Genomic DNA, 24,962 nt, shown 5'->3' on the forward strand with positions numbered 1-24,962 from the left:
ATGATAGAAATCAGGAAAATTTTCGCTTTCAAAAAAGTAAACTTGAAATAGTTATAGTATTACTTTAAAGAGTTTAAAAAGGCTAGAATATTGTTGTTTTTTTAATAAAATTTTAATATTTGATTAATGGATATTTAAGTATTATTGCAACATAATTCAATTCCAGCTCAAACTGAATTGAATTTATAGAAATGGTGTGGATAACGTCGGAAAGCTGTTCGAAATTTCGGGCAGCTTTTTGTTTTTTAACTAAGGGCATTTTTTAAACCCAATAGATAGTAAATTCGAGGGTTTTAACGGAGACTTTATATCTAACGCCCAAGACTTGTGCTGCAATCTAACATGTGGGATTCTTACCTCAAACATTTTAAGGACTACCTGATGCTCGAACGGGGCTTGGCCGATAACTCAGTGGAAGCATACGTCCGGGACGCTACCAAATTGTCGGAATACATGGATTTGTTGGGAGGTAAAGACCTGACAGAAATGACAGAATTGGATATTCTGGGCTTCTTGGGGTATCTGCACGATTTGGGATTAGTGGCCTATTCTCAGGCACGGATGCTTTCGGGTATCAAGGCATTTTTCAATTATTTGGTGCTAGAAAATGTATTAAAGGTCGACCCCACCCAGTTGATTGAGTCGCCGCATTTGTCTCGTAGCCTTCCTGATGTACTTACCTATCCCGAAATTATTCAGATTCTAGAGGCCAACGACGTTTCTACGGCCGAAGGAGCCCGCAACCGTGCCATGTTGGAGGTTTTGTACAGCTCAGGGTTACGGGTTTCCGAACTGGTCAATTTACAGATTACCAATTGTTACTTTGATGCAGGTTTTATGCGGGTGATTGGCAAAGGAAGCAAAACGCGACTCGTGCCCATTGGCAGTGATGCCATCAAGTATACTTTATTGTATATTGAGCACATCCGTAGTTTGGTGGAAGTGCAAAAAGGCCATGAGGATTATGTGTTTTTAAACCGTCGCGGAAAGCAATTGACGCGCGTTATGATATTCCTGATTATCAAGAATTTAGTGGAGGAGGTAGGGCTAAAGAAAACCGTAAGCCCGCACACCTTTCGTCATTCTTTTGCCACGCACCTGATTGAAGGCGGGGCGGATTTGCGGGCGGTGCAGGAGATGTTGGGGCACGAATCCATTACAACGACCGAGATTTATACGCACCTAGACCGTGAATACCTGCGAGAAGTGGTCACTAAATACCACCCAAGGGCCTAAAAAAAAGTCGCGAAGGTCAGTGACCCTCGCGATCTTCGCCTTTATTTTACCCCATATTCAAATCATCGCTGAAGCAGCGTGATTCAGATTCTTCTATGCAGTATCACTGGTGGTTTTTTCCCCTACAAAATAGTGCTCAGAATGTTTGAAGAGCAGATTGAAGGATGTCATAGAACCGTATATTTTGGTGATATACTGCTGTATATTTACTTTTTCTTCGTCGTTTAGATTGCTGGCATTCACGCGTTGTTCGAGCACCCTGAGGCGGTCCCGAATCATTACAATTTTGTGAAAAAAGCTATCAATTGTCATTTCTTTGGACGCCAAGTCGTGTCGCCCAGGTTTTAAAATAATTTTTCCGCCCTTCCATTTGTCGCCGAGTGGCACAGTTTCGGTGGCGTCCATCCACTTTTGGAGTACTTTGTTTAATGTTTGCTCAACATCAAACAGGCTCACTAAATCGGTGTCTAATTCAACGGCCTCGATTATTTCCAGCGGTGCATTTATTTTAATAACTTTGGCTCCGTGCTGCAGGAATGTAATGGTATAACCGTTGGATTTTACATTAATTACTACCCCTTCTCCAAATTCGGCATCACGAACTCGTGAACCAATGCCTAGTATAATATCCATGCGTTTAAATATACTTATGAGTTATAGTAGTCATGTTATCAAACTTTGTGCCATAATTTATTTATTTTATAATAAAAACATAAAATAGTTGTAAAAGGCTGATTTTTAGGCTCAATATTTGGCTTTTTGCCTTAATATTTAGGTGTATTACATTCATAAACGACATGTTGAAAAATAACACTTCATCTCTTTTTTCTCTCCCTGAAGGCATACATTTCATCAATTGTGCCACTCTTGGCCCTTTTTCAAAAGCCGTTGAACAAGCGGGGATTGATGCCATTCAACAGTTCAGCCCGTCGATTCACCAAATCCGCCCTGATGATTTTTTTGAGCGAGCATGGGTTGTTCGGGAATTATTTGACCAACTGATAAACAGCCAAGATAAAGAGCGCATTGCGATTATTCCGTCGGTTTCGTATGCAATGGCGGTGGTGGCACGCAACCTATTCCGTAAGCCGGGGCTGCGGGCTGGTCAACATATTCTATTGTTGGGCGATGAGTTCCCCAGCGATGTGTACGCTTGGTCGCGGGTTTGTAAAGAGTTGTCTTTAACGATTGTGACCGTGCCGATGCCAGATTCCGAAGCCGTGGGGCAAGAGTGGAATGCACGTATTCTGGAGGCCATCAATGACGATACGGCCTTGGTGGTAATGCCGCACGTGCATTGGCAATACGGGATTAAGTTCGAAATCGAAAAAATTGCCGAGCGTGCAAGGGCGGTCAATGCCCTCGTTGCTATTGACGGTACGCAGTCGGTGAGTGCCCTTGATTTTGATGTTCAGAAAGTAAAACCCGATATGCTAGTCTGCGCCGCTTATAAATGGCTGATGGGGCCTTATGGAATGGGGCTGGCGTATTTCGGCGAATTTTTTGACGGAGGAATTCCCCTCGAAGAGTCTTGGATGGCCCGCCAAGAGAGCAATTTGTTTTATAAACTCACGGAATACCAAGAAAACTACCGCCCCAAAGCGTATCGGTACAACGTAGGAGAGCATTCACATTTTATTCAAATGCCAATGCTGGAAGTGGCACTGCGCGAAAAATTAGCTTGGGGCTGTGAATCGATACAGGCGCATTGCCAATCACTTTGGCAGCAACCCGTCCAAAAGCTAGCCAGCCTTGGCGTGCGGTTTGAGCCTGAAGCGGAGCGGGCGCATCATTTGGTCGGAATCAGGCTACCCGCTTCGACGGATGTTATGAAAGTACAGCAGGCATTGGAAGCACGAAAAGTAATTGTAGCGGCGCGTGGGCAGGGCATTAGGGTGTCGCCGCATTTGTACAATACCGCCGCCGACATGAATGCCTTGGTAGAAGCGTTGACCAATGTATTGACCTAGCGACGAGTGGTATCTACCGCAATGGAGTCACTGGGCGCGGCTACGTCAAACGCCCGGATAATCTGTTTTTTCTTGTTCCACGGTGCCGTGGTGCGTCTTGCCATGTCGATGGCAAAGAAAGCCACAATGGCTACAAAAACTACGCTGACGATAATAAATATCTTACGATTTCGGTTCATTGGGGAGTGGCCAAAGGCAAAAGTGAAAACAGGCGTTCTATTGTTTTAAGTGTTTTGGCGCGTCGTAGCTGATGAATTTTCCTGTTCTGGAAGAAATTTCTTCCCAATCTAAATTGGTAAATTCTACGGTGACAACCGAGCCTTTTGACATGGAGCCGATGTCATAATTGGTAAGGTATTCGGCAAAGTAAGTGATGTCGGGGTTATGGCCAAACACCATCAGGTGTCGACATTTTTCTGGAGCGGTATTGACGGCAGCAAGGTAGGCTTTAGGGCCGTTGTCGTATAGGTCGCGGGTGGTTTTGATGGCTTCATATTCGTAATGCAGCTGTTCGGCCATGATGCGGGCCGTCTGAAATGCCCTAGCCGCCGAACTGCTCACCAACAAGTCGGGTTTTAGGCCTTTGTCGGCCAGAAACTTCCCCATGCGGGCAGCGTCAATGGTGCCCGATGAAGTAAGCTCGCGGTCGAAATCCCCGAAGAATGAAGAACTATCTTCCGCTTTGGCGTGGCGGACTATGTACAGATAACGTTTCATAGAAGTCATTTTTGCAAAAATAAGCTATCTTTGCGGGCTCGCCAAGTGTCGTACGCATGAAAATTTTAAATGTCTTTGCTGCTTTCACAGTACTTATTATTGCCTTCTTATTTTATCGTTTTGTGGGCCAAAATGCGGTAAATGTCCCTTATTTTGATGATTATGCGTATTTAGAATACATCATTAAGTTTATCAATGCTCCCAATGCCCTGCATTTTATGCAAGAATTGGAGTACAAACACAACGGACACGGTGTGATTACGGCCAAATTGGTGTTTTGGCTGGATTATTTACTGACGGGAGAAGCCAACTATCGGACGCTAATTTTGGCGGGAAGCGGCTTGGTCATTGGCCTGTTTGCGTATTTTTGGAAGATACTATCGATCAACCGTTTGCCATTTTGGTATGCATTGCCAGTGGCCCTGTTTTTGTTTACGCCAGCGTATCATGAGAACATCTTTTGGGCGGCGGCACTGTGGCAATATACTGCTTCATTTGCCATTGGATTATTGACCTATTTTTTATTGTCGAAAAAAAACAATTGGGCGTTTACGGGGGCCATTATTGGAGGATATTTATTGACCTATACCAACGGAAATGGCCTTTTTGGAATGTACGTCGGATTGGTCATTCCGCTGCTTCAAACACAGTACAAAAAAGCTACTTTTTGGTTGGCCGCCTGCATCTTAACTACTATTTTGTTTTATTGGTATTATCCCTTCGGGTTTGGGTCTTTAGGTCAAGAAAAAAGCCTTAGAAACTCCGCTTTAACCATTGTGTCGTTTTTTGGCTCCTGCGCTTCCTACTTTCGTGGTCGTCTGCCTGAAGTGGCGGTTTTGGGCGTTGGAATTACGCTTTCATTGATAGGCTTAGCGCTTTGGTTGGCGGTAGAATACGTCAAAAAATTAGTGAATAACGCTTCGAAAGGCAAGATTTTATCCGTTTTTACCGATACACCTGCCAATTTATCGCTTTTGGCCTTACTAGCTTGGCTACTCGTTACGGGGTTGGGCGTAGCAACGGCGCGGGCCGTAGATACCCTCGAAACCCCCGCGCGCTACATGATTTATTCTGTGATGTCGGTAGTGGCACTTTATGTAACGTTTTTGTTGATTTTATCCCAAAGAGGTCAAAAAATACTTACGGGGGGAATGACAGTTGTAGGTGCCTTTTTTGCCGTAAGTACTTACATGTTTGCCGCACCTGATGTAATTAATTTTCGAAATTCGCTCCTATCCGATGCTTTCTCGCTTCATCAACATCGTCGGGTAACGGGGAAGCTGGAGACTATGACAAACACGGTGGTCAAGCAATATTTTGATGAAGCAGTAAAAAAAGGAATCTACGTGATTCCAACCACCGTGCTGAATGAAGTAAACGTAATCAGCGCCGATACATTGACCATGCCCAATGTGTCTTTAAGCGTTGACATTGATACTTTACCCGCCTACGGCGGAATTCTCATCAATAAAGTAAGGAATGAACAATTGACAGTCAGTCAAGACAAACCCCAAAATGCGTTATTTATGGTGCTTAAAAATGATTCTACAACCTACGTGACGGCTGTAAAACAGCGGCCAAACCGAGAACGAAGGTCTTTTTTACGCACAGGAAACTACTTTAAAGAAGGGTTTGAAGCTTGGATTTACCAAGATAATATCCCTGAAGGAAACTACCAAGTGGGATTTCTCTTCAGCGAACCCCAAAAACCTCGCCTTGTTTATACTTCTCAACGCCTTATAATTCAGGATTTTCAGAAATAAGCTGTTAACTTTGCAACCTTTTTCGGAAGTCCGATATCCAATAATATTACAATGAGTACGATCCAACAGGAAATAGCCAAAAGGCGCACATTTGCCATTATCAGTCACCCCGATGCGGGAAAAACGACCTTGACCGAAAAGCTCCTGCTTTTTGGAGGAGCCATTCAAACGGCGGGCGCGGTTAAGTCAAACAAAATCAAGAAGACCGCTACGTCTGACTTCATGGAAATCGAGAAACAACGTGGTATCTCGGTGGCTACATCGGTGATGACATTTGAGTATAATAACTTACTTATCAATATCTTAGATACCCCTGGTCACAAAGATTTTGCCGAAGATACTTACCGTACCCTTACGGCGGTAGACTCGGTTATCTTGGTGATTGACTGTGTAAAAGGCGTGGAGGAACAGACCGAACGGCTGATGGAAGTATGCCGTATGCGGGATACCCCAGTGATTGTGTTTATCAATAAAATGGACCGTGAAGGGCAAAATCCGTTTGATTTGCTTGATGAGTTGGAGCAAAAACTAAACCTGAAAGTGCGTCCGTTGACATGGCCCGTCAACGGCGGTGCTACTTTTAAAGGGGTTTATCACTTGCTGGAAAAACAGATGTATTTTTTCAAAGTGAATAAAACTAAAGTAGAAGATGATGTGGCGCTGCTGGAGTTGGATTCTGACGAATTGGATGCAAAAGTAGGCGCGCGCGATGCCGCTCAATTGCGGGAAGACGTCGAACTTATTGATGGGGTATACGACCAATTCGACCGTGAAGATTACCTGTCGGGCAAAGTGGCTCCTGTGTTTTTTGGGAGTGCGGTAAATAATTTTGGCGTACGTGAATTGTTGGAAGCTTTTTGCCAGATTTCGCCGTTGCCTATTGCCCGTCAAACGAATGTGCGCGTCGTAAAGCCCGATGAGAAGAATTTTACGGGTTTTATTTTCAAAATACACGCCAATATCGACCCACGTCACCGCGACAGAATTGCGTTTTTGCGGGTTTGTTCGGGTATTTTTGAGCGGGGTAAGTTTTATAAAAATACCCGCCTCGAGAAAAATGTCCGTTTTTCCAATCCCTATAGTTTTATGGCTTCGGCAAAAGAGGTGGTTGATCAAGGATTTCCGGGAGATGTAATTGGTTTGTACGATACGGGTACTTTCAAAATCGGCGATACCCTCACCGAAGGGGAGGAGTTGCAATATGCGGGTATTCCGAGTTTCTCGCCCGAAATCTTCAAGGAGTTAATTAATCTTGACCCGATGAAATCCAAGCAATTGGAAAAAGGAGTACAGCAATTGACCGACGAAGGAGTGGCGCAGTTGTTTACGGTACAGCCTGGAAATCGGAAAGTAGTGGGTACGGTAGGCGAACTGCAATTTGAAGTAATTCAGTACCGATTGGAGCATGAGTACGGCGCTAAATGTCGTTGGGTGCAGATGAATACGACAAGGGCCTGTTGGGTAACTAGCGAAGACCCCAAAAAACTTCAAGAATTTATTCGTTTGAAAGGAACACAAATCGGGTACGATAAAGATGACAACCCCGTTTTTCTGGCCGACTCCGAATGGATGTTGCGCATGAATCGGGACAACAACCCCGATATTCAGTTCCACACAACTTCAGAATTTAAAGTAATGGCAGATTAGTGAAGAGCGGGTAATTGCCCGCTTTTTATCATTTTGAGACATTTAGCCGAGGGCGATAAAATAAAAAAAGCTGCTCGAAATCCTCGAACAGCTTTCCGACTATATCCACACCATTATTAGTTGTGCAAATATAGATAGAAAACAATTTATTCCAAAAAAAATCCTGTGTTTTTTTGTGGGTAGAAAACCCCTTTGCCCCTAAAAATGCAAGGCTTTTCGTAAGTCCTCAATTGTCATATTGTTTAGATTGGCTAAAACTACATCGGCTTCGGTCAAAATATCTGGTTGACCTATTCCAACGGTTTTCATGCCAGCTCTTCTGCCTGCTTCGATACCTGCTACGGCGTCTTCAAATACGACGCATTCGTCGGGAGAGGCGCCTAATTCTTCCGCTCCTTTCAAAAAAACTTCGGGGTCGGGCTTGCCTTTGGTTATTTTTGTGCCGTCGATGATGGCATCAAAAGCGCTGAGAATGCCGATACGTTCTAGAATCGGTTTGGCGTTTTTGCTCACCGAACCCAATCCGATTTTTATTCCTGCTAAACGTGTTTTTTCTAGAAATGCGTTAATACCTGGCAAAATATCATCGGGGGTCATCTTATTGATTAACTCCACATACCAGTCGTTTTTGAGCGTGGCCAAATTCTCTTTTTCAGCGGGAGAGAGCGTCACATTTCCGTGGGCGAGAATACGGTCCAGCGACTCGGTACGACTCACTCCTTTGAGGCTTTCGTTAAATTCTTCCGAGATGTCGAACCCTAATTTTTCATTGGCCAATCGTCGCCATGCTTGGTAGTGAAAGTGGGCGGTATCTACAATGACCCCGTCGAGGTCAAATAAAAATGCTTTTGGCTGGGCCATGTCTGAGTATCATAGGTTTGGTGAGGCGCAAAAATACGCCGAAAGGCCTTACTTCTTCGCATTTAGTACGTAGTAAATTTAAGAGAGTGACTATTTGGTCGGAAATCCACTTTTTTTGAGGGTCTCAAATAGCTGTTTTACTTCCGCAATTCTTTGGTCACCATTAAGGGCAAAATACCAGAATGTTTCCAATTCTCCGCGGTGCATGGATTGGTTCATGTCGCCGCTCTGGGACTTGTGCGACGCCTTCACCCAGTCTGCTACAATCATGTAACTATGCTTATTGTCTTCCCCAAATCCAAAAGAACGGTCGAATTCAAAAACGGGCGCGGCAGGGCTGATGGTAGATTCTGGGTAGCCGTCCAGCGAAGAAAATGTAAACGTATACCCCTTGTTGGCCGACTGGCCGCCCAACACAATGGGCGGTTTGGGGCCTTTGTAGCGCTGCACTGCCCGTAAAGCGCTCAGCGAGGCGGCTTTATGATGGGCGTGTTGACCTTCATGGGGGACCATGCAAAAGATGTAGTCGTATTGTCCTTTGGCTAGAATCCCGTCCAATCGGCGCTCTATGTAGCTGATGTCCCAGTTTTTGCCTTGCAGATACGGTTTTTCGTTGCGATTGTAATAATCGTCGATTTGGTCAAAAAAGAAGTAATTGCCGATTCCGAGTATTTCGCCCGCGGCCATCATTTCTTTCTTACGTATAAGGGGTAAGTTCTTGCGGCCCACTACCGAATCGAGCATGTTCATGCCATAATACATCGAAGCCAACATTCCGTTAAACCCACCCGAAGCATCCGTAATCAGGCCAAGGTCGGCACTTCCTTTGAGCTCACGCGTAATTTTAAAAACTGTAACGGGAAACATGGTTTCATCGTCGGGGTGAGCCGTGACGATAAGCACTTTGGGGCCTTGGGCAAAGCCACTAAATGCACACAATAATTGGAGGGTTACAAGTAATGATTTCATGGTTTCGGAGGAAAAATAAAAGATGAATTTAAGGCTGACTATTGGGCATGTGCTTAGAACCGTTTGATAATTATTTGCAAAATTTAATATAATAAAACTGCCTTTTTAGGGCGGAATAACTATATTTAGACTTCTTAAGATATTTTCTATTCCATTGATTATTAAATAAATATACCCATTTAATCAACAAAAATCTTATATGGTATAAATTTATATCCTCGGCTAACCTTTACTGAGATAGCCTTTATCCTCCTTTAATCTTCTCTCAGATTTGTCTTTTTTCCATCGACATTTTTTGAAGGTGGTAGATTTGGCGTGTCTTTTAGAAAGGGTGCAATGCCCAAAAATAGAACTGCTTTTTTTTAAAATGAAAAGTAGCGATTTGAATTATTTATGCCACTGGCAAAGAGTGCTTACCCTGCAAAAATTACACCATACTAAATGTTTACTTATCAACCCTCAACTAATAAAATTACAATACTGCTTTTTTTACTGGTGATAACGGCAAGTTCTTCGGTTAAGGGGCAACTTACAATCACCTTTCCGTTCGACGGGGCTGTTTTTCAAAGGAATACCTCTAACATGGCCACCATTTCAATTGCAGGGAGTTATACTGGTGGAGTAGAGCGCGTTGAGGCGCGGTTGATTGCCGTAGCGGGTGGAACAGGTGTTGGTTGGACAAGCATTGATACAGCTCCTGCGGCGGGTATTTACAAAGGCACATTAAATGGAGTGACAGGAGGATGGTATACGTTGGAAGTACGTTCTATTTTGTTTAATAATGTAGTTAGTACCGCCACTTTGTCGCGGGTGGGAGTGGGTGAGGTATTCGTTATTGCAGGCCAGTCCAATGTGCAAGGGATTGAAAATCATGGGCATAAAGCCTCCGTTGATGCAAATGCCCGAATCAAATATGTCGATTGGTTGTTGCCATGTCCCGATGGTACTTGTCAAAATGTGTATCCGCCATTTCCGCAGATTTCCACGCTAAATAGCACCGATCAGGCAGTTCATATTGCGCCCAACGGCATTACCTCTTGGGCTTGGGGGGAGTTGGGAGATGCATTACTGAGCCGTTTTAACGTACCTGTGTTGTTTTTTAATGCGGCAGCAAGTGGCTCATCTATTGGCAATTGGAGCCGCAGTGCCGACGGACTCCCCGCCGCCCATCCACACATTGGAATCCAATATGCAAACAATCCGAATTTTCCATATCACTACTTGAGGAAGGCGCTTAATTTCTATGCTTCGTTGTTTGGTATCAGGGCGGTGCTTTGGCATCAGGGAGAATCGGATTTGGTAAAAAATAGAAATGCAGACCCCAATGATAATACCTCCGCCGCCGAATACCGGGATAGCCTAAATCACGTCATCAGTCGCTCGCGAAGCCACTCCAATAAGGTGCTCTTGCCTTGGGTAATTTCCAGGGTGTCTTATTGGGAGTACGGAAGTGCTCCGTTTACAGATTCTGAAGTAATTGCGGGCCAAAATTTGACCCTTAACCCCACGGACAAAATTTTTGCGGGCCCTGAAACTGATGTTATTCTAATTCCTCGTCCCGATGGAGTACACCTTCAAAATGTAACGAATGGTACACAGGGGATTTCTGAAATGGCTACTAGCTGGAATACTTACCTTGATAATAATTTCTTTGCCAATGCCACACCTTACGCGGCAATGGCTCCGCCTTCGCTGACCTTAGGATGTTCGGGAGGCACCTATTCCGTTATGGCTCCTGCGGGAGCATACACGTATTTTTGGGTGAGTGGCAACAACGATATTTCTACTGCCTTCTCAAATGCTCAGATAATAACGCCTGGGGCGGGTACCTATCGGGTATATTTAAAGGACAATTTTGGCAATATTATTTTATCCCAATCAGTAACAGTTCCTGGAGGGGGGCCGACCTCTCCTTCTTTGACGGTCAGTGCCTCACCAGTCGTAGCAGGGCAACCAGTTACGTTATACGCGCAGGGGTGTATGGGGTCGGTAAGTTGGTCTACTGGGCAATCGGGGTACAGTATTTCGCAGACACCCACGCAAACAACTACGTACAGCGCTACTTGTAGTATCGGGAGCTGTGCGTCGGTGGCGGCCAATATTCAGGTCAGTACCTGTCCAGCCACGGCTACTTTATCTTCACCCTATGTTTCGGGGCAAACGCTCACCATAAAAGCCTCAAATACATTGATTGGGGTTAACGCCATTCGGGCGGGAGCCAATATTACGTACGATGCTAAAAACTCCGTAACTCTTCAGCCAGGCTTTTTAGCCGAAAAGGGTAGTATATTCACGGCGGTTGCGGGAGTGGGTTGTAGCAATTAAAGCCCAAGAAATTTCGTTTTTTTTAAACTGAAATTACCGCCGACTCGCACACGTAGGTCGGGATAATGCCCGTACTTCTAATTCGAATTTCGGCGTCTTCGGCTGGGATGTTTCCCGTGAGTACCAACACCGTGTCTAGCCCAAATTTATTGCCCCCCGAAATATCGGTCCGGAGGGTATCACCCACCATGACAATGTCTTTTTTGCCGATGGTGGGGTTTTGAGCCACCACTCGCTCATAGGCAAACATGAACAATTGAGCGTCGGGTTTACCGAAACGGATGAATTGTTTTCCAACAATGTTTTCAAGCATATCGGCCACGCCGCCAATCGCGATGGCTACGTGGGTTTTTGAGGTAGGGTAAGTATTGTCGGTGTTGGCAACAATGACAGGAATCGTACGTCTCCGCAGCAGATTGACCGCTTTATTGAGGTCGTTGTTCCAGTCAAAACCTTCGTCGTCGAGCAGCACTAGGGCATTAATATCAGCGGTATTGTCTAAATCTACATCGGAGATAGAAAGCGTTCTTAAGTCGGCTGTTTCAATATAATGGGCCGAATCTTCGGTGCCCAAATATACGGCAGTTCCTTGTTTTACCTTTAGTTGTAAATACTCACGCGCTAACATTCCCGAAGAAATGATGCTGTCGGCGGTGACATCGTGCAGTCCCAGCCTCCAATAAGATTCGGCCAATTGTTGCGGGCTCCGCGAGGCGTCGTTGGTGAGTATATAAAACTGTTTTTGCTGCTGTCGTATATAGGAAAAAGTATCAACAATGTTGGGAATCAATCCATGGGCGTTTTTCAACACCCCAAAAGCATCGAAGAAAAAGACTTGATAATTGTCGGCTATTTCTTTAAAATTATCCAGATTTAACATGCAGTGAAATGTTAGGTAAACGAGCGAAAGGTTTCAGTCGCCGTTATTTTTAGGTTTAATTAGTGGATATATGTGGTTCTTAACCAATGTATTAGTTTATTATAATTTCAATCGTTCCAAAATAGGCTCTACCGAAAACGTATCAATCGACGGGAAATACGTACTGTAGGCTTCGCTTTGGAGTTTGGTAGCGTAGGTACGATGGAAAAAATAGCGCCCGTATTTGATTACGTAGTTTAAAATGAAAAAACGGTAGGCTTCTGGCAAGAAAAGAACTTCGCGCCGGGTGAGCGGAAATACTTTGTGATATTCTTCCAAAAACCAGCCAAAACGCTCTTCGGCTAGGGGATTAATCCAATACGAAAACACAGTACGGTCTCCTGCATCGGAACAAACGCGACTGAAAAAATAAAAGTCCATGACCCGATAACTAATGCGGAACCAGTCGTAATCCCAACGTGAGAACAGTTCTAAGTTGTTGGTAACCGAAAAATTGCCGATGTTCCAATCCAAAAACACAGGGATGGTTTCGATTGCCCCCGCAACAATCGTTTTACGGTTTTCCAGAAAACGATTGCACTGAACACGAAGGGCTTCGATGTTCATTCGGTGTTCGTAGCTGCCCGTTTCGGTATCTAGCAGGTCGAGCAAATCCTGAATATCCGAACGTAGGGTTTTGGAAGACTTGGGCATGACGGTGCTCACGCGTGAGCAAGCCAAATGAAACCGCGCAATCTCTGAGCCGAGCTTTCTGATGTGGTGCTCTTCTAACCGGCGGGGAAGCTTTTCAGCGACCCGGATGGGGTTATAAAATACCACCCAAACGTCGATATCCTCCTGTTGGTGACGGTATACGTACACTTGGTTGTTTTTGACCAGCGACTTCGCCAGCACCGTTTCAAACGGATACAACAGGTTGTTGGCCAGGGTATGAATCAGGCGATGGTCTTCTTTAAAGTGCTCAAACTTACCGAAATACGAGAGTTTGGCAATGACACGGTCGCCGCCTTCTAGGGTTACCCTGAATACGTGATTGGTAGAAACACGGGCACTTATGTCTTCAATGTGGTCGATGGGGCGACTGGAATCAAAATCGGCCCACGCAAATCTGATGATGGAAGGATAATCTAAAAAACGCATTGTAAAAATTTTTACAAAGATAGCGTTAGTTTTGATGGAATCCTCGCTAGGAGAAGGGGTAGGGGAGGAAGTTAAGGGGGAAGCCCCCCTTAACAAACGTTTAATTCTTGATAATTTTACCCGCGAGTTCTTTCAGATTCAATCCACCGAAGGTTCCCGAACTCATCATCAACAAGTTGGATTGTTCCCACTTTTGTTCGAGCAAAAACTGTTGCAATGCTTCGTTATTCGTAAAAACCTGCAAATCATCGCGCTGAAAAGCCGCTTTCACTTCTGAGGGTTCAATGGCATCGAGGCGTTTGTGGGCCAGCGTATGAGGGTTATAATAGACCACGGCCACGTCGGCATCATCGAGTCGGTGGGCGTATTGGCCGATGAAATTTTTATTTAAACTGCTGAACGTGTGCAACTCGACGCAGGCTACTAAGGTTCGTTTCGGAAACTGCGCTTTGGCGGCTTTGGCGGTGGCTTCTACTTTGGAAGGAGCGTGGGCAAAATCTTTGAAAGCGGCCGATTTGTCATTTTTAGCCAACGTTTCCATGCGATTGGCCGCACCCTTAAAATTCTGAATGGCTCGGTAAAATTGCGCCTGAGTCAGGCCAAGTTCTTCACACACCGCCAATGCTCCACTGATATTTTTCATGTTATGCTCCCCAAAAACCAACAAAGGCACGTCGCCATAATCGTTGGTAGTGAGGAAGGTTTGTCCATTGTTGATTTTGTGGGGGTGAGCCTCGTACGAAACCGGACGGACATCCAGCCGTTCGTTTTTGCCGATGACGTCGAGCATATCATCGGTTTCGTCAAAAATCAAAACCCCCGATTTTGGCAGCGAGTCGGCAAGTTTTTCAAACTGTTCTACATACACTTCCCAGGTCGGGAAAACGTTATAATGGTCCCACGCAATGCCGCTGATGAGCGCTATGTGAGGGTGATAATGCAAAAACTTGGGGTTGGGGTCGGTAGGAGAGGCGGGGTATTCGTCGCCTTCAATAACAATCACGGGGGCGTTGTCGGTTAGCTTCACCATCGTGTCAAAACCTTCCAGTTGGGCACCTACCAAATAATCAAAGACGCGATTGTTGAAACGAAGCACGTGCAGAATCATCGACGTGATGGTGGTTTTGCCGTGGCTTCCAGCAATCACAACACGCTGTTTATGAAGACTTTGTTGGAATATATATTCAGGATATGAATAGAGTGGCAGGCCTAATTCCGTGGCGCGGGCTAGTTCAGGATTATCTTTACGGGCGTGCATTCCTACAATGACAGCATCGAGTCCCGCGTGGATTTTTTCGGAAAACCAGCCCATCTCGGCAGGAAGTAAACCCAAGTTTTGGAGTCGGGTGAGGGCGGGGTCGTATATTTCGTCGTCCGAGCCAGTCACTTGGTATCCTTTATGATGTAAAGCAATCGCTAAATTGTGCATCACGCTTCCGCCGATGGCAATAAAATGAACCTGCATTTCTCTATAAATAGGGGTTTGAAAAACTTACCATGTTTCTGTTGATGAACTTGGAAAGTTTGAGTAAATGAGTTGTATTTGCAAACAAATTAACAGCCAATCATTCAAACTATCAAACTTTTCACACAATACCAACAAAAACGTGCCACTTTTATTAAGTATTGATACTTCCACACGCGGCTGCTCGGTTGCGTTACACCAAAACGGTCAGTTGCTTACGAGTTATGACCTTTTGGCCGAAAAATCCTCGTCGGGGATGCTGACTACGCTTATTCAAAATGCCGTCGAACATGCGGGCTTTGTGTTGTCCGACGTCGATGCCATTGCCGTAGCCAAAGGGCCAGGTTCTTACACAGGGTTACGGATTGCCGTTTCTACGGCCAAAGGACTGTGTTTTGCGCTGGAAAAGCCCCTTTTGGCTGTCAATACCCTCGAAGCGATGACGCTCCAGGTCAGCGGTTTTTTTGACGAAGAAACGCTTTTTTGTCCCATGCTCGACGCCCGCCGCATGGAAGTATACTGCGCGGTTTTTGACTATGACTTGAATTACATTGAGCCTACGCAGGCCAAAATTATGGATGGAGAGTCGTTCGCGGAGCTATTACGTCGCCAAAAAATCGTGTTTTTTGGCGATGGTGCCGCCAAATGTCAGCCCGTCATGGAAGCCCACGGCAATGCCTTTTTTCTCCCCGTAGAGGTGCATCCTTCGGCCAAAACGGTGGGACAATTGGCAGTTGAATTGTTTGAGAAAAGTAAATTTGAGGATGTCGAAACCTTTGAGCCGTATTATTTGAAAGAATTTATGACCACCGTTCCTAAAAAAACGCGTTTGATTTAACTTAAAAGTACTATCTAAAGTGATTTGCCGTTGTTAACAAAGTTTTGATTGCATTCTAAAAACAGATGAATTGGTTCATGAAAAACAGTATTCTCTCTCTCCTTGGCCTTGTGCTATTGGCAAGTTGTTCTAAAACAAAAGACCCGATGCCCAAAGGCATTGACGCGATTTTTGTGGGAAGCAGTGACAACAAACTCTACGCCATCAATTCCAAAACGGGAATGAAACTGTGGGATTTTACGGCCGCTGACGCCGTGCATTCGTCGCCAGTGCTAGGCAATGGGCTAGTGTTTGTTGGAAGCTCAGACGAGAAAGTCTATACCTTAGATATTCAGACGGGGGCCAAAGCGTGGGAGTTTGCCGCTGGAATGCGAATTTCTTCCGCACCTTTTTTTGCCGATGGCACTGTATACGCTGGTATGGGCAATACCGCCAATTTTACCAGTAAATTATACGCACTTAACGGCGTGACTGGCGCAAAAAAATGGGAGTTTACGGCCGAGGGGCTGAGCGTATCTTCTTGTACGGTGGTCAACGGCAAAGTGTACGTGGGCGGCTACACAAATATCTACGCATTGGATGCCAAAACGGGGGAGAAAGTGTGGGAGTTCGCCACCGGAACGGGGGTCGATTCTTCGCCCGCCGTAGCCGATGGGATAGTTTACATGGGCAGTAATGATTATAATCTGTACGCGGTAGATGCACTGACGGGGGTGAAAAAATGGCAATTTTCGACGGGCGGTGAAGTAACTTCCTCACCTACGGTGGCTGCTGGAACGGTATTCGTGGGCAGTTTTGACCGTAAAGTCTACGCGCTGGATGCTAAAACGGGCACAAAACAGTGGGAGTTTAGGACCGACGGTCCCGTGCTTTCATCGCCAGTGGTATCCAACGGTGTGGTGTACACGGGCAGTAATGATTATAAACTATACGCTCTGGATGCCAAAACGGGCGCGAAAAAATGGGAGTTTTGGACGGGCAATCGCATCCAATCCTCGCCTGTGGCTTCCGATAGTTTGGTGTACATCGGTAGTTTGGATCGAAAACTCTACGCCGTAGATATTCAGACTGGCGCTAAAAAATGGGAGTTTCAAACGGGAGGTAGCATTTATTCTTCGCCCGTGATTCTCAACGCAAAAGGGGGGACTTACAGTGCGAGCGTCAGTGGACTCCAACAATAGCCTCATAATATTTTGACAACGGGCGAACTTTTTTAGCTAATGCGGGTGTTTCACCAGAACCTGATTTCAAATGGTTGTTTTAGTAAACGCTTTTCTAAAAACAGTCATCGGTTGTAGGGCGTCAACTTTTATTGGGGCCGCCATGGTTTTGACAGCGAGTTGAGGCAATACGTATAAGCACGTCGGGACGTGTGCGCGAGTCCTGTTAAAAACACGCATAAACAATAGCTGGCGAATATAGCTACGCTATGGCTGCCTAATCCGGAGTGATTAAGCTTTAGCCATCGTTCCTCCAACCTCCGCCTTGCGGGTTGGGTCAAGGAGCGTCGAAACGTGAGGCTGGTCGGGTTGATGGTGTTGATACCCGGCGAGACACAACACCTAAGGTGCAGGATGAGGTCTGATTTGAACCTTGCCGGCACTCGAAAATTCAATCAAATCTAAGCGTGTAGAAGGCGTACGGTTTCCTTGTTCTGGACGTGGGTTCGACTCCCACCGGCTCCACAAAAGCCGCCAAATCGAAAGATTTGGCGGCTTTTTCCGTTTTTGATAGTTTAATTGATACCAAACATATTTATATGTTGTAGTTCCCAGAAAAGTTTCGCTCTTAGTTCTGTCACGGCTTTTTGGTGAAATGGCGTATCAATAAACTGGTAATTTCTCCCTACTTCTGACTTTTGAAGTTTGATACCTAACTCACTTATGCCAATTTCCAAGTATCCTGATCTTGCCCCCATTACCCGACACGCCCGGGCCATGTACAGTTCGCGCCTGCTCATTGCCGCAGTTCATCACCTCCGTGCGTTTGAAGCACTCAGTGCGGGCCCGCTTGCCCCATCTGACTTGCAGGCACAACTTGGGTTAAAGGAACGCCCAGCCATGGTTCTGTTTCCTGCATTATGTGCCATGGACATGTGGGCGTACAATGCCGCTGGAAAACTTCAGTTAACGGCTCTTGGACAACACCTTACCCAAGGCGCAAGGCACACATTGACGGAGTATTTGGGGTTGGAAAAGAATGACTCTGGAGTGGTAGAAATGGCCGAACGGCTCCAAAATGACGGTCCGTGCCAATCACAGGCTGGTGGTACGGCATACGTAAAAGAAGGGGCTGGCCCCTCGCCGATGGATGATCCAACCACGGCTCGGGCGTTGACGTTGGCGCTGGCGGGCCGTGCGGAGTGTTTAGCGCCAATTGTAGCCACAAAACTCCCCAAACACAACGGGCATTTGTTGGATATTGCGGGTGGAACGGGGTACTTTAGCTATGAGTGGCTGTTGGTCAATACGCAGGCTACGGCTACGGTGTTTGACCGCCCGGCGGTGTTAGAGGTGGCGGCTGAATTGCTCGATGAGTTTTGCCAAAGCGGCCGTGCTGGGGCTGCTGGGGTTCGGGAGCGCATTAGGTTTCAACCGGGTGATATGCTGACGGATGCATTGCCACAGACTGATATTGTACTGGCGGCGAGTCTGTTTCACGACTGGCCGACTGATACTTGTCAGCGATTGGCGCATCGCTTTGCGGCGGCCCTTCGACCCGAAGGCGAACTGTGGATTCATGACGCTTTTCTTAACGACGAACTGGACGGGCCATTGGCCGTTACGGATTATTCGGCGCAGTTGTTTTGGGTGACCAAAGGTCGGGCGTATAGCCGTCGAGAGTACCGAGGATGGCTACAAGAAGCTGGGTTGACTCCTTCTACTGAGAGCTTTGAAACACAAATGGATTATGGGCTTATTTGGGCAAAAAAAGATAAATAGGGTGCCGTAAAGATGAGTGGTGTTTCGTTTCAATGCTCTTTAATAATGTTGAAACCCAAAAATGACCTCGTGTTTTACGGGCCGTTTTTGGGTTGCCTTTTTTATTAATACGGAATATTAGGGGCTAAAATTATACAGTTACGGCATCCAACAACTCAATTTTGTTCCGTGAGAGTTTGACGCGCCCCAGATTTTCGAGTTGTTTGAGAAGGCGAGAAATGACCTCGCGTGAGGTGGCTAACTCGTTGGCAAGTTCTTCGTGGGTGATGTTAAACACGCTGCATCCGCACTGCTTCGACTTGCGTTTGAGCAAGTTGATAAGGCGCTCGTCGAGCTTGTGAAAGGCAATCTGGTCAATGGCTCCCAGCAAATCGTCAAAGCGTTTTTGGTAGGTGGCAAATACATATTGTTTCCACGAAGGATATTTGTTCATCCAATCTTCTACTTTTTCGACAGGAATGGTGATGAGATGGGTTTTTTCGTCGGTTATGGCTGTAATTTCACTTTGCCGACGGTTTAGGCAGCAAGTCAATGACATGGCACACGAATCCAGTCCGCCGAGATAATACAGCAACGCTTCGCGGCCGTCGGGGTCAGACCGCGAAATCTTAACCGAACCTTTCAAAATAATAGGAATGGTACGAATATACCCGCCAGGCCGCATAAGCACGTATCCTTCGTCTACTTCCATATAGTTGCCAATCTCGGCCAATTCGTTCAGCAAACCTGCCTCAAATATGTTTCCGAATTGTGTTTTTAAGGTCTGATTGTCTATTTTCATGTTTGTTTTTCGGTCGTATTGAGTTTACAACACATTTGAAGGAAATTCAATTGCTGAAATGAAGATTTTTTTATTTAGAAAGGTATAGTAGTAAAAATTCTATTACTCGTACAAGAGGGGTGTTTCTCGTTCGGCATTGAGAATAACAACCTTTATTTTAAAGGCTTCGGAGGGATGATTTTCGGTGGGATACCAATTCCGGCCAACAGGAACGATAATCAGTAGTCCAGTATCTTCTCCTATCACGCTGAAGGTGTCGCTTGGAGGTTGTTTGTCAAAATATCCCAAATGATGCTGATTAATCAATTTTTCACATTCGTCCTTTACATTCTCCACGGGCAGGCCGATTTCGCTCACTGATAAAATAAAGGGGGAATCCATTTTATCCCTGTCGGGAAGGTCATTGCGGCCAATGAATTCGAGTATATTGCCGTTGTTATCGTAGAAATAGAAAGATTTTGCATTCCAATTGACAAAGTCGGCAAGTTTGGAGTTTTCCGAAATTGGCAAAATTTCAACTTTCTTGCTCATTTGACTGAATGCATCCATCACCGACGTATAGGGTATATTAAATGCAAAATGATAGTGTGGCCGTAGGTTTGTAGATTGTTCAAAACAAAGGAGGGTTGCGCCGGCGGCAAAAGAAAGGGCAGATGTATTTTCGCTGACAATGGGTAATCCCAAAATTCGGGCATAAAATTGTTTGGTTTCTGCAAGATTGTCGGACAGCAAGGTCAATTCTTTGATGGTCATTTCTGCGGCAATTTTAAAATGGATGCGGGGTTGAATTTATACCTTTTGGAACGCTAAAGATAAATTTTTAAGGGCAAATGAGTCAAAAAATAGAAACCAAACATTTACTGGTTATTCCCTGCGATAAACTATTTCTCGAAACAGCGATTGAGGGAAATTCGGCCTTGGAAAAATACCTGAAAGTTTCGGTGCCTGAAAAATGGACCGAATTTGGTACGCGGCCCTTCAAATATGCCCTTCAAAAAATCAAAGCAAATGAAAATGAACAGGGCTGGTGGACGTATGTGTCTATCCATAAAAAAGACAATGTATTGATTGGAAGCTGCGGGTACAAGGGAAAACCCGATGCCGACGGAATCGTGGAAATAGGCTACGAAATTATCAAGTCCTACCGCAACCAAGGCCTAGGGATGGAATTGGCAAATGCATTGGTAATGAACGCCTTTGCTGCCCCTTCCGTAAAAGTGATTAAAGCCTATACATTGGCAATGGATAATGCCTCAACGCGTATTTTGACTAAAAATGGGTTTCTGAAAAAAGGAGAAATAGACGACATCGCCAACGAAAAACTGTGGCGGTGGGAATTACAAAGATCAATAGCAGTGAGCATAGATAATAAAAAATAAAGCACAGCGAAGGTCACTGTGCTTTTATTATTATACTCAACGTTATGAAAAAATTGTACTTATAAAGTCTATAAGTTTGATGCTTTAGGATTATTTTCAAGATATTGGTCTGTATTCAGCAGACCTACCTAAAATATAATATACTCTGGAAATGATTTAAAATCAAAATTGTTAATTAAGGCTGCAATATTATACCAATATGTTAAAATTACCAAACTTAATTATCGAACGGTCGTTTTAGAGGCTTGTTTATGACAAATAGTGCATTATGATGCATTCAATATTTATTTAGTATATTCCAATATTGTTGTCAAAAATGTTTAAAATAATTGGTAATCTCCCCTGAGGTTTTGTGTCAAACAAGAATAAAGGGGGATAGTTCTAATATGTAATTTGTATGATGGGTATATTAAAAAGCAGCGCTCCCTAACTCTGTATAGAATACGGGAGCGTTGCTTTTTTTCAATGAAGCTTTCTGAATCAATGTATAATTTCTACTTTGCTTCTATCGGTGTTTAAGTCCCAAAACTTCTGCGCCAGAATCTCGGGCGAATGGGTGGGGCTGCTGGGGCTGATTGCCCCGCTTACGGTCACCGTACCCACAAAAACATTGTCGGATTTTAAGGCTTGGTGCAATTGTAGGGCAAGGTTTCTGATGCCCGCTTTTCCCAAAGAAATAGAAGCCACTGCGGGGCTTGGATGAATAGACAAGCCGCCGCCCGTGAGCAGTACAGCGCCTTTGTTTTCCTTCAAATCGGCCAACAAAAATTGGGTAGCGGCTAAGGCATTGGCTACGCTGATTTTGAACCCGTTTGTCAAATCTTCTACGGTTTCTTCCATCAGGGGCTTTATTCGATAGTCTACGGCATTGTATTGCAGAATAGAAATACTGCCCAACTGAGACTTTATATCAGTGATGGCCTTTTTCAATTGGTCGGTGTCGGCTACATCGGCGGCCGAAAAAGCAGAGGTGATGCCCAAACTTTGCAAATGATTTTTAAAACCTGCCAGTTTTTCTGGGCTTCGACTCACCATTCCTACTTTATAGCCCTCTTTACCGAATTTTTCGGCAATGCCTAAGCTAAGCCCTTGCCCCATCCCGATGATTAAAATTGTCTTGGTCATTGGTTTTTTTAGTTTGATGTTTTATCGTCAAAAAATCAAATTGAGCGTATCGCTTTAAGTATTGAGAACCCTCATTATAGATAATGCGCAATGGCTTCTTTGGTTTGGGTATCATATAGCAAAATTCCCTCACTTTTATCGTCGAGTTGCCCCATCAATACGCCTTTCTCGGTCCAAACGGAGGTTTTTCCGCCGCTTTCAAAATTATCGCAATACCCTATGCAGTTGGACATGAGCACTGTCATTGATTGGTTTCTGGCAATATCAGACAACGTTTGTGCGGCCTTTTCAACTCCTGCTGCCGACTTAGCCACGCTTGCTAGGTAGATTTCGGCACCGTTTTTTAAGGCCGTTTCCGAATGTGCAGGAATTGATAGTTCATAACAGATGGCAAGCGCAATATTAGATTGAGCACCAATCAGACCAACGCTACTTTGTCCACTGATAAAAAAAGGCTCTTCGTCGGGGTGTAAATACTTTTTGGAGTATGCCCCGCGTGGGGTATGGGGCCGAAACAAAATCATGCTGATGCTGATGCCCAAATCGTTTTTGACGGGCATTCCTAGGCCAATTGTGCAATGTGCCGCGTCGCTGATGCTCTGAAAATCATCTAGTTGTGGTGTGTCGATAGGTGCGGCCAAGGCATTGGCCAGCTCAGGTTCGTAACCCGTTAAAGAAAGCTCTGGAAAGATAATGATGTCGGCACTGTTGGCCACCGCCAATGCGATTAACTTTTTGTGAATCTCAATATTTCTTGGGATGTCGCCTTTGACGGGTTTAGTCTGAACTGCACAAATTCTCATACCATTTGGCGTTTTGAAAGGCATCACCTTGTGAAATGCCCTAAATCCAGCATTTCACAAGGTGATTTGTGTGGTTAATGAAGAATGGCACCCAGGAATTGCGCCGCACTCGTAAAGGTCACATCTGGGTAGCGGTTATTGTCGAGAGCATCGTGGTGAACGCTAAACATTCCGTGCATGTATTGGGCATTTTGCCAGTCGGGATAAAGTGCATTTTCTCCATCAGGATGTGCTTCGCGTTCGCTCTTAATGTAAGCGGCCAGCCCGTCGAGGCTACCCATCGGGGCAAGACTAAACGTCGATTTTGTGAGTTCACTCGCCAGCGTTACCAATTCTTTAGGGCTTATTTGGAAACTAGCGATTCTGAGGTAACGAGGTGTGGAGGCGTCTAGGGCGGCGGCGGCGGTGTAAGCCGCGGTGTCGTCCATGGTAGAGTAGTCTACGTGCCAGTCAATGTCGTCACCCCAGTAGCCAATGGTTTTGTTGTTGGCATCAAGAGGAGGAATGTTGTAGGCCAACAACTCCGCAAAACAACCGTTGAAAATCGTCGTTGCGGCAATCGGAGCTTTGTCAATATGGGTATGGAATTCGCGTCTTAAATCAAAATTGCGGTTGGCCCCAACGGGGATTTTGGTAAAGTCGGTGGCGTAGTCGGAAGGGATAAAACGGGGTACACCTGCCGCTACTGCAGCTTCGAGCAATCGGGCTTGAGTGTCAACAATCACATCGTGGAGGCCTTGCAAGGCCGAAACCACGCAGGATACGCCTGTACAAGCCTTGGTAAGTTCTTCGACGCTCGACATATCTACTGGAATAACCTGTACGCCGCGTTGTTCAAAAGTGGCCCATTTTGTAGCGTCGCTGTCCGACCGAACCACCATACGGACTTCCGCGCCTCTTTCGAGTAATGCATTAATAATTTTTCCGCCGAGATTACCAGTACCGCCGGCGATTAAGATAGCGTTTTTCATGTTTTGTTTTTTGTGAGAAATTAAGGTACTTAAAGTAACAACTTTTTTGAAGGTTGGTTCCACAGCGGAGGCCGTCAACGGGCCAAAAACCAAATACGTCTTTGACCCATCGACAACTTTTAAATCATTTCTATCTTTTAGGGGAATTGTTAAGGTACTTTTTTTTGTTTTGAGATGTCTTCTTGATGGTTGCTATATTGGCTCATTATACTAGTGACTCAGTTGCGCATTGATATGTTTGTTAAGTCCCACTAATACAATCGCGCAGACCGCTAGCATGGCCAACGAAACCGAGACCAGCAAAAATGAAATAATGGCTTCTTGGATGGGTGTTCCCTCTTTGCCCAGGGCGATTGGCATCATCCTTCCAGCCCCAGTAATGGCGGCAAACAATACCGCGGCAAAATTGGAAAACGTGCCGTAGAGCGTGAGTCCAAAAGTGATCTTGAGCCATTTGTCAGGTAGGGCCACCCGGTTCCAAATCAACCCCAATACTATCAAAAAAATGCCGTTCATCACGCCTTCAAGGTGAGTGCTTAGCCCCATTCGGGGGTTGGCCATCAGCGGAACGAACAAACCAGCCGCTAATCCAAAAAAGAATAAAAGAACGCCATAAAAAAGCAACTTATTGGCGTGCTTGTTTGGTGATTTTACATTTTCCATTTTATTAAATTTAGGTTTAGGTAAAACAGTAATCACTCGTATAAATAGATTTTTAGCGGTCTATTATACATCCTAAAAATACAGCTTTTATTGCCTTAACAAAAGCCTGAGAAATGGAAAACATGGTTTTGTCTACTTTCTTATTGTATTGGTTCCGATTTCGTCCGTTCTCGTGGGAAGTGTTTTGGGGGGTACGTATAGTTACATGGTTAGTTTCGTTTTTAAACGGATTACAACAAGTGAGTAAGTGCTTGACAAGCAGCGGTATAATGACAAAGAATGGGCAATGCTCTTCTTTGAAAGAGTAACATTATAGATAAAAACTATATAGTCATAAAAATAATCAATTTGACTTATTTGATATTCTAGTGTAATTTTGAAAACAAATTACTAAAAATGAAAGATTGCGCTCAGCCAAAAGTTAAATGTAGAATTAAGTGTAGATGTCGGCACAAATGTGTCATTATTCTGTAAATTCTCTCCCTGC

General features: G+C 45.0%; 23 protein-coding genes and 1 other RNA gene. 10 read left to right on the forward strand and 14 right to left on the reverse strand.

Annotated elements, in window-relative coordinates; all coding sequences use genetic code 11:
* Nucleotides 1-342: 342 nt before the first annotated feature.
* Complete coding sequence (gene xerD, locus GVN20_RS17445) at nt 343-1,236, forward strand: site-specific tyrosine recombinase XerD (RefSeq protein ID WP_166559605.1); 894 nt, start codon at nt 343-345, stop codon at nt 1,234-1,236.
* 93 nt (nt 1,237-1,329) lie between these two features.
* On the opposite strand, the gene GVN20_RS17450 is transcribed toward xerD, so the two are convergent.
* Nucleotides 1,330-1,869, reverse strand: a complete 540-nt coding sequence (locus tag GVN20_RS17450; protein ID WP_166559561.1) for a hypothetical protein — start codon at nt 1,867-1,869, stop codon at nt 1,330-1,332.
* A gap of 164 nt (nt 1,870-2,033) precedes the next feature.
* Here GVN20_RS17450 and GVN20_RS17455 point away from each other — a divergent pair, with 164 nt between their 5' ends.
* The gene (locus tag GVN20_RS17455) at nt 2,034-3,206 is read left to right on the forward strand and encodes an aminotransferase class V-fold PLP-dependent enzyme (protein ID WP_166559562.1); all 1,173 of its coding nucleotides are present in this window, start codon (nt 2,034-2,036) and stop codon (nt 3,204-3,206) included.
* Here GVN20_RS17455 and GVN20_RS17460 read toward each other — a convergent pair.
* Both GVN20_RS17460 and GVN20_RS17465 read right to left on the reverse strand, forming a co-directional pair.
* Nucleotides 3,203-3,385, reverse strand: coding sequence for a hypothetical protein (locus tag GVN20_RS17460; RefSeq protein WP_166559563.1), 183 nt, complete (start codon nt 3,383-3,385; stop codon nt 3,203-3,205). The genes GVN20_RS17455 and GVN20_RS17460 overlap by 4 nt on opposite strands.
* A 37-nt stretch (nt 3,386-3,422) precedes the next feature.
* Complete coding sequence (locus GVN20_RS17465; RefSeq protein ID WP_166559564.1) at nt 3,423-3,923, reverse strand: histidine phosphatase family protein; 501 nt, start codon at nt 3,921-3,923, stop codon at nt 3,423-3,425.
* 56 nt (nt 3,924-3,979) lie between these two features.
* On the opposite strand from GVN20_RS17465, the gene GVN20_RS17470 reads away from it, so the two are divergent.
* Both GVN20_RS17470 and GVN20_RS17475 read left to right on the forward strand, forming a co-directional pair.
* Entirely contained in the window at nt 3,980-5,686 is a 1,707-nt protein-coding gene (locus GVN20_RS17470) for a hypothetical protein (protein WP_166559565.1), read from the forward strand.
* A 51-nt stretch (nt 5,687-5,737) separates the two neighbouring features.
* Nucleotides 5,738-7,333, forward strand: coding sequence for a peptide chain release factor 3 (locus GVN20_RS17475; RefSeq protein ID WP_166559566.1), 1,596 nt, complete (start codon nt 5,738-5,740; stop codon nt 7,331-7,333).
* 198 nt (nt 7,334-7,531) lie between these two features.
* On the opposite strand, the gene pgmB is transcribed toward GVN20_RS17475, so the two are convergent.
* Together pgmB and GVN20_RS17485 are read right to left on the reverse strand one after the other, a co-directional pair.
* Nucleotides 7,532-8,194, reverse strand: a complete 663-nt coding sequence (pgmB, locus tag GVN20_RS17480; RefSeq protein ID WP_166559567.1) for a beta-phosphoglucomutase — start codon at nt 8,192-8,194, stop codon at nt 7,532-7,534.
* Nucleotides 8,195-8,284: 90 nt separating this feature from the next.
* Nucleotides 8,285-9,163: a PIG-L family deacetylase gene (locus GVN20_RS17485; protein ID WP_166559568.1), complete on the reverse strand. Its 879-nt coding sequence runs from the start codon at nt 9,161-9,163 to the stop codon at nt 8,285-8,287.
* Between the two features lie 582 nt (nt 9,164-9,745).
* Between GVN20_RS17485 and GVN20_RS17490 the strand changes: the two genes are divergently transcribed.
* Nucleotides 9,746-11,488: a sialate O-acetylesterase gene (locus GVN20_RS17490; protein WP_166559569.1), complete on the forward strand. Its 1,743-nt coding sequence runs from the start codon at nt 9,746-9,748 to the stop codon at nt 11,486-11,488.
* Between the two features lie 22 nt (nt 11,489-11,510).
* Here GVN20_RS17490 and GVN20_RS17495 read toward each other — a convergent pair whose 3' ends face one another.
* The 3 genes from GVN20_RS17495 to murC all read right to left on the reverse strand — a co-directional run bounded on the left by GVN20_RS17495 (nt 11,511) and on the right by murC (nt 14,973).
* Nucleotides 11,511-12,368 carry a TIGR01459 family HAD-type hydrolase gene (locus tag GVN20_RS17495; RefSeq protein WP_166559570.1) on the reverse strand — a complete coding sequence of 286 codons (858 nt, stop codon included), beginning with the start codon at nt 12,366-12,368 and terminating at the stop codon, nt 11,511-11,513.
* A 99-nt stretch (nt 12,369-12,467) separates the two neighbouring features.
* On the reverse strand, nt 12,468-13,508 hold the full coding sequence (locus tag GVN20_RS17500; protein WP_166559571.1) for a hypothetical protein: 1,041 nt from the start codon (nt 13,506-13,508) through the stop codon (nt 12,468-12,470).
* A 100-nt stretch (nt 13,509-13,608) separates the two neighbouring features.
* Nucleotides 13,609-14,973: a UDP-N-acetylmuramate--L-alanine ligase gene (murC, locus tag GVN20_RS17505; RefSeq protein ID WP_166559572.1), complete on the reverse strand. Its 1,365-nt coding sequence runs from the start codon at nt 14,971-14,973 to the stop codon at nt 13,609-13,611.
* 142 nt (nt 14,974-15,115) lie between these two features.
* Between murC and tsaB the strand changes: the two genes are divergently transcribed.
* The 4 genes from tsaB (at nt 15,116) to GVN20_RS17525 (ending at nt 18,753) form a co-directional block, all read left to right on the forward strand.
* Nucleotides 15,116-15,811 carry a tRNA (adenosine(37)-N6)-threonylcarbamoyltransferase complex dimerization subunit type 1 TsaB gene (gene tsaB / locus GVN20_RS17510; protein ID WP_310586828.1) on the forward strand — a complete coding sequence of 232 codons (696 nt, stop codon included), beginning with the start codon at nt 15,116-15,118 and terminating at the stop codon, nt 15,809-15,811.
* Between the two features lie 77 nt (nt 15,812-15,888).
* The gene (locus tag GVN20_RS17515) at nt 15,889-16,992 is read left to right on the forward strand and encodes a PQQ-binding-like beta-propeller repeat protein (RefSeq protein WP_166559574.1); all 1,104 of its coding nucleotides are present in this window, start codon (nt 15,889-15,891) and stop codon (nt 16,990-16,992) included.
* Nucleotides 16,993-17,125: 133 nt separating this feature from the next.
* Nucleotides 17,126-17,499, forward strand: a transfer-messenger RNA (tmRNA) gene (gene ssrA / locus GVN20_RS17520).
* A 195-nt stretch (nt 17,500-17,694) separates the two neighbouring features.
* The gene (locus tag GVN20_RS17525) at nt 17,695-18,753 is read left to right on the forward strand and encodes a methyltransferase (RefSeq protein ID WP_166559575.1); all 1,059 of its coding nucleotides are present in this window, start codon (nt 17,695-17,697) and stop codon (nt 18,751-18,753) included.
* A gap of 130 nt (nt 18,754-18,883) precedes the next feature.
* On the opposite strand, the gene GVN20_RS17530 is transcribed toward GVN20_RS17525, so the two are convergent.
* A complete protein-coding gene (locus GVN20_RS17530; RefSeq protein ID WP_166559576.1) occupies nt 18,884-19,534 on the reverse strand; it encodes a Crp/Fnr family transcriptional regulator in 651 nt (216 codons plus the stop codon).
* A 102-nt stretch (nt 19,535-19,636) separates the two neighbouring features.
* Nucleotides 19,637-20,287 (reverse strand): VOC family protein, encoded by a 651-nt coding sequence (locus GVN20_RS17535; RefSeq protein WP_166559577.1) that lies wholly within the window; start codon nt 20,285-20,287, stop codon nt 19,637-19,639.
* A 77-nt stretch (nt 20,288-20,364) separates the two neighbouring features.
* Between GVN20_RS17535 and GVN20_RS17540 the strand changes: the two genes are divergently transcribed.
* A complete protein-coding gene (locus GVN20_RS17540; protein ID WP_229599099.1) occupies nt 20,365-20,913 on the forward strand; it encodes a GNAT family N-acetyltransferase in 549 nt (182 codons plus the stop codon).
* Nucleotides 20,914-21,393: 480 nt separating this feature from the next.
* Here the strand turns inward: GVN20_RS17540 and GVN20_RS17545 are convergent, their stop codons facing one another.
* The 4 genes from GVN20_RS17545 to GVN20_RS17560 all read right to left on the reverse strand — a co-directional run bounded on the left by GVN20_RS17545 (nt 21,394) and on the right by GVN20_RS17560 (nt 24,475).
* On the reverse strand, nt 21,394-22,038 hold the full coding sequence (locus GVN20_RS17545) for an SDR family oxidoreductase (RefSeq protein ID WP_166559578.1): 645 nt from the start codon (nt 22,036-22,038) through the stop codon (nt 21,394-21,396).
* A 74-nt stretch (nt 22,039-22,112) separates the two neighbouring features.
* A complete protein-coding gene (locus GVN20_RS17550; protein WP_166559579.1) occupies nt 22,113-22,841 on the reverse strand; it encodes a carbon-nitrogen hydrolase family protein in 729 nt (242 codons plus the stop codon).
* 74 nt (nt 22,842-22,915) lie between these two features.
* The gene (locus GVN20_RS17555; RefSeq protein WP_166559580.1) at nt 22,916-23,812 is read right to left on the reverse strand and encodes an NmrA family NAD(P)-binding protein; all 897 of its coding nucleotides are present in this window, start codon (nt 23,810-23,812) and stop codon (nt 22,916-22,918) included.
* 210 nt (nt 23,813-24,022) lie between these two features.
* Nucleotides 24,023-24,475, reverse strand: a complete 453-nt coding sequence (locus GVN20_RS17560) for a hydrogenase (protein ID WP_166559581.1) — start codon at nt 24,473-24,475, stop codon at nt 24,023-24,025.
* Nucleotides 24,476-24,962: the final 487 nt, after the last annotated feature.

It is taken from the genome of Runella sp. CRIBMP (assembly GCF_009905605.1).
Lineage (GTDB): Bacteria > Bacteroidota > Bacteroidia > Cytophagales > Spirosomataceae > Runella.

Coding starts and splice junctions, on each gene's coding strand:
- GVN20_RS17465 (WP_166559564.1), bottom strand. CDS start 3,923: ATGAAACGTTATCTGTACATAGTCCGCCACGCCAAAGCGGAAGATAGT.
- GVN20_RS17545 (WP_166559578.1), bottom strand. CDS start 22,038: ATGACCAAGACAATTTTAATCATCGGGATGGGGCAAGGGCTTAGCTTA.
- GVN20_RS17455 (WP_166559562.1), top strand. CDS start 2,034: ATGTTGAAAAATAACACTTCATCTCTTTTTTCTCTCCCTGAAGGCATA.
- GVN20_RS17490 (WP_166559569.1), top strand. CDS start 9,746: ATGGCCACCATTTCAATTGCAGGGAGTTATACTGGTGGAGTAGAGCGC.
- GVN20_RS17555 (WP_166559580.1), bottom strand. CDS start 23,812: ATGAAAAACGCTATCTTAATCGCCGGCGGTACTGGTAATCTCGGCGGA.
- GVN20_RS17475 (WP_166559566.1), top strand. CDS start 5,738: ATGAGTACGATCCAACAGGAAATAGCCAAAAGGCGCACATTTGCCATT.
- GVN20_RS17485 (WP_166559568.1), bottom strand. CDS start 9,163: ATGAAATCATTACTTGTAACCCTCCAATTATTGTGTGCATTTAGTGGC.
- GVN20_RS17500 (WP_166559571.1), bottom strand. CDS start 13,508: ATGCGTTTTTTAGATTATCCTTCCATCATCAGATTTGCGTGGGCCGAT.
- xerD (WP_166559605.1), top strand. CDS start 343: ATGTGGGATTCTTACCTCAAACATTTTAAGGACTACCTGATGCTCGAA.
- pgmB (WP_166559567.1), bottom strand. CDS start 8,194: ATGGCCCAGCCAAAAGCATTTTTATTTGACCTCGACGGGGTCATTGTA.
- GVN20_RS17470 (WP_166559565.1), top strand. CDS start 3,980: ATGAAAATTTTAAATGTCTTTGCTGCTTTCACAGTACTTATTATTGCC.
- GVN20_RS17535 (WP_166559577.1), bottom strand. CDS start 20,287: ATGACCATCAAAGAATTGACCTTGCTGTCCGACAATCTTGCAGAAACC.
- murC (WP_166559572.1), bottom strand. CDS start 14,973: ATGCAGGTTCATTTTATTGCCATCGGCGGAAGCGTGATGCACAATTTA.
- GVN20_RS17495 (WP_166559570.1), bottom strand. CDS start 12,368: ATGTTAAATCTGGATAATTTTAAAGAAATAGCCGACAATTATCAAGTC.
- GVN20_RS17515 (WP_166559574.1), top strand. CDS start 15,889: ATGAAAAACAGTATTCTCTCTCTCCTTGGCCTTGTGCTATTGGCAAGT.
- GVN20_RS17460 (WP_166559563.1), bottom strand. CDS start 3,385: ATGAACCGAAATCGTAAGATATTTATTATCGTCAGCGTAGTTTTTGTA.
- GVN20_RS17540 (WP_229599099.1), top strand. CDS start 20,365: ATGAGTCAAAAAATAGAAACCAAACATTTACTGGTTATTCCCTGCGAT.
- GVN20_RS17550 (WP_166559579.1), bottom strand. CDS start 22,841: ATGAGAATTTGTGCAGTTCAGACTAAACCCGTCAAAGGCGACATCCCA.
- GVN20_RS17530 (WP_166559576.1), bottom strand. CDS start 19,534: ATGAAAATAGACAATCAGACCTTAAAAACACAATTCGGAAACATATTT.
- GVN20_RS17525 (WP_166559575.1), top strand. CDS start 17,695: ATGCCAATTTCCAAGTATCCTGATCTTGCCCCCATTACCCGACACGCC.
- GVN20_RS17450 (WP_166559561.1), bottom strand. CDS start 1,869: ATGGATATTATACTAGGCATTGGTTCACGAGTTCGTGATGCCGAATTT.
- GVN20_RS17560 (WP_166559581.1), bottom strand. CDS start 24,475: ATGGAAAATGTAAAATCACCAAACAAGCACGCCAATAAGTTGCTTTTT.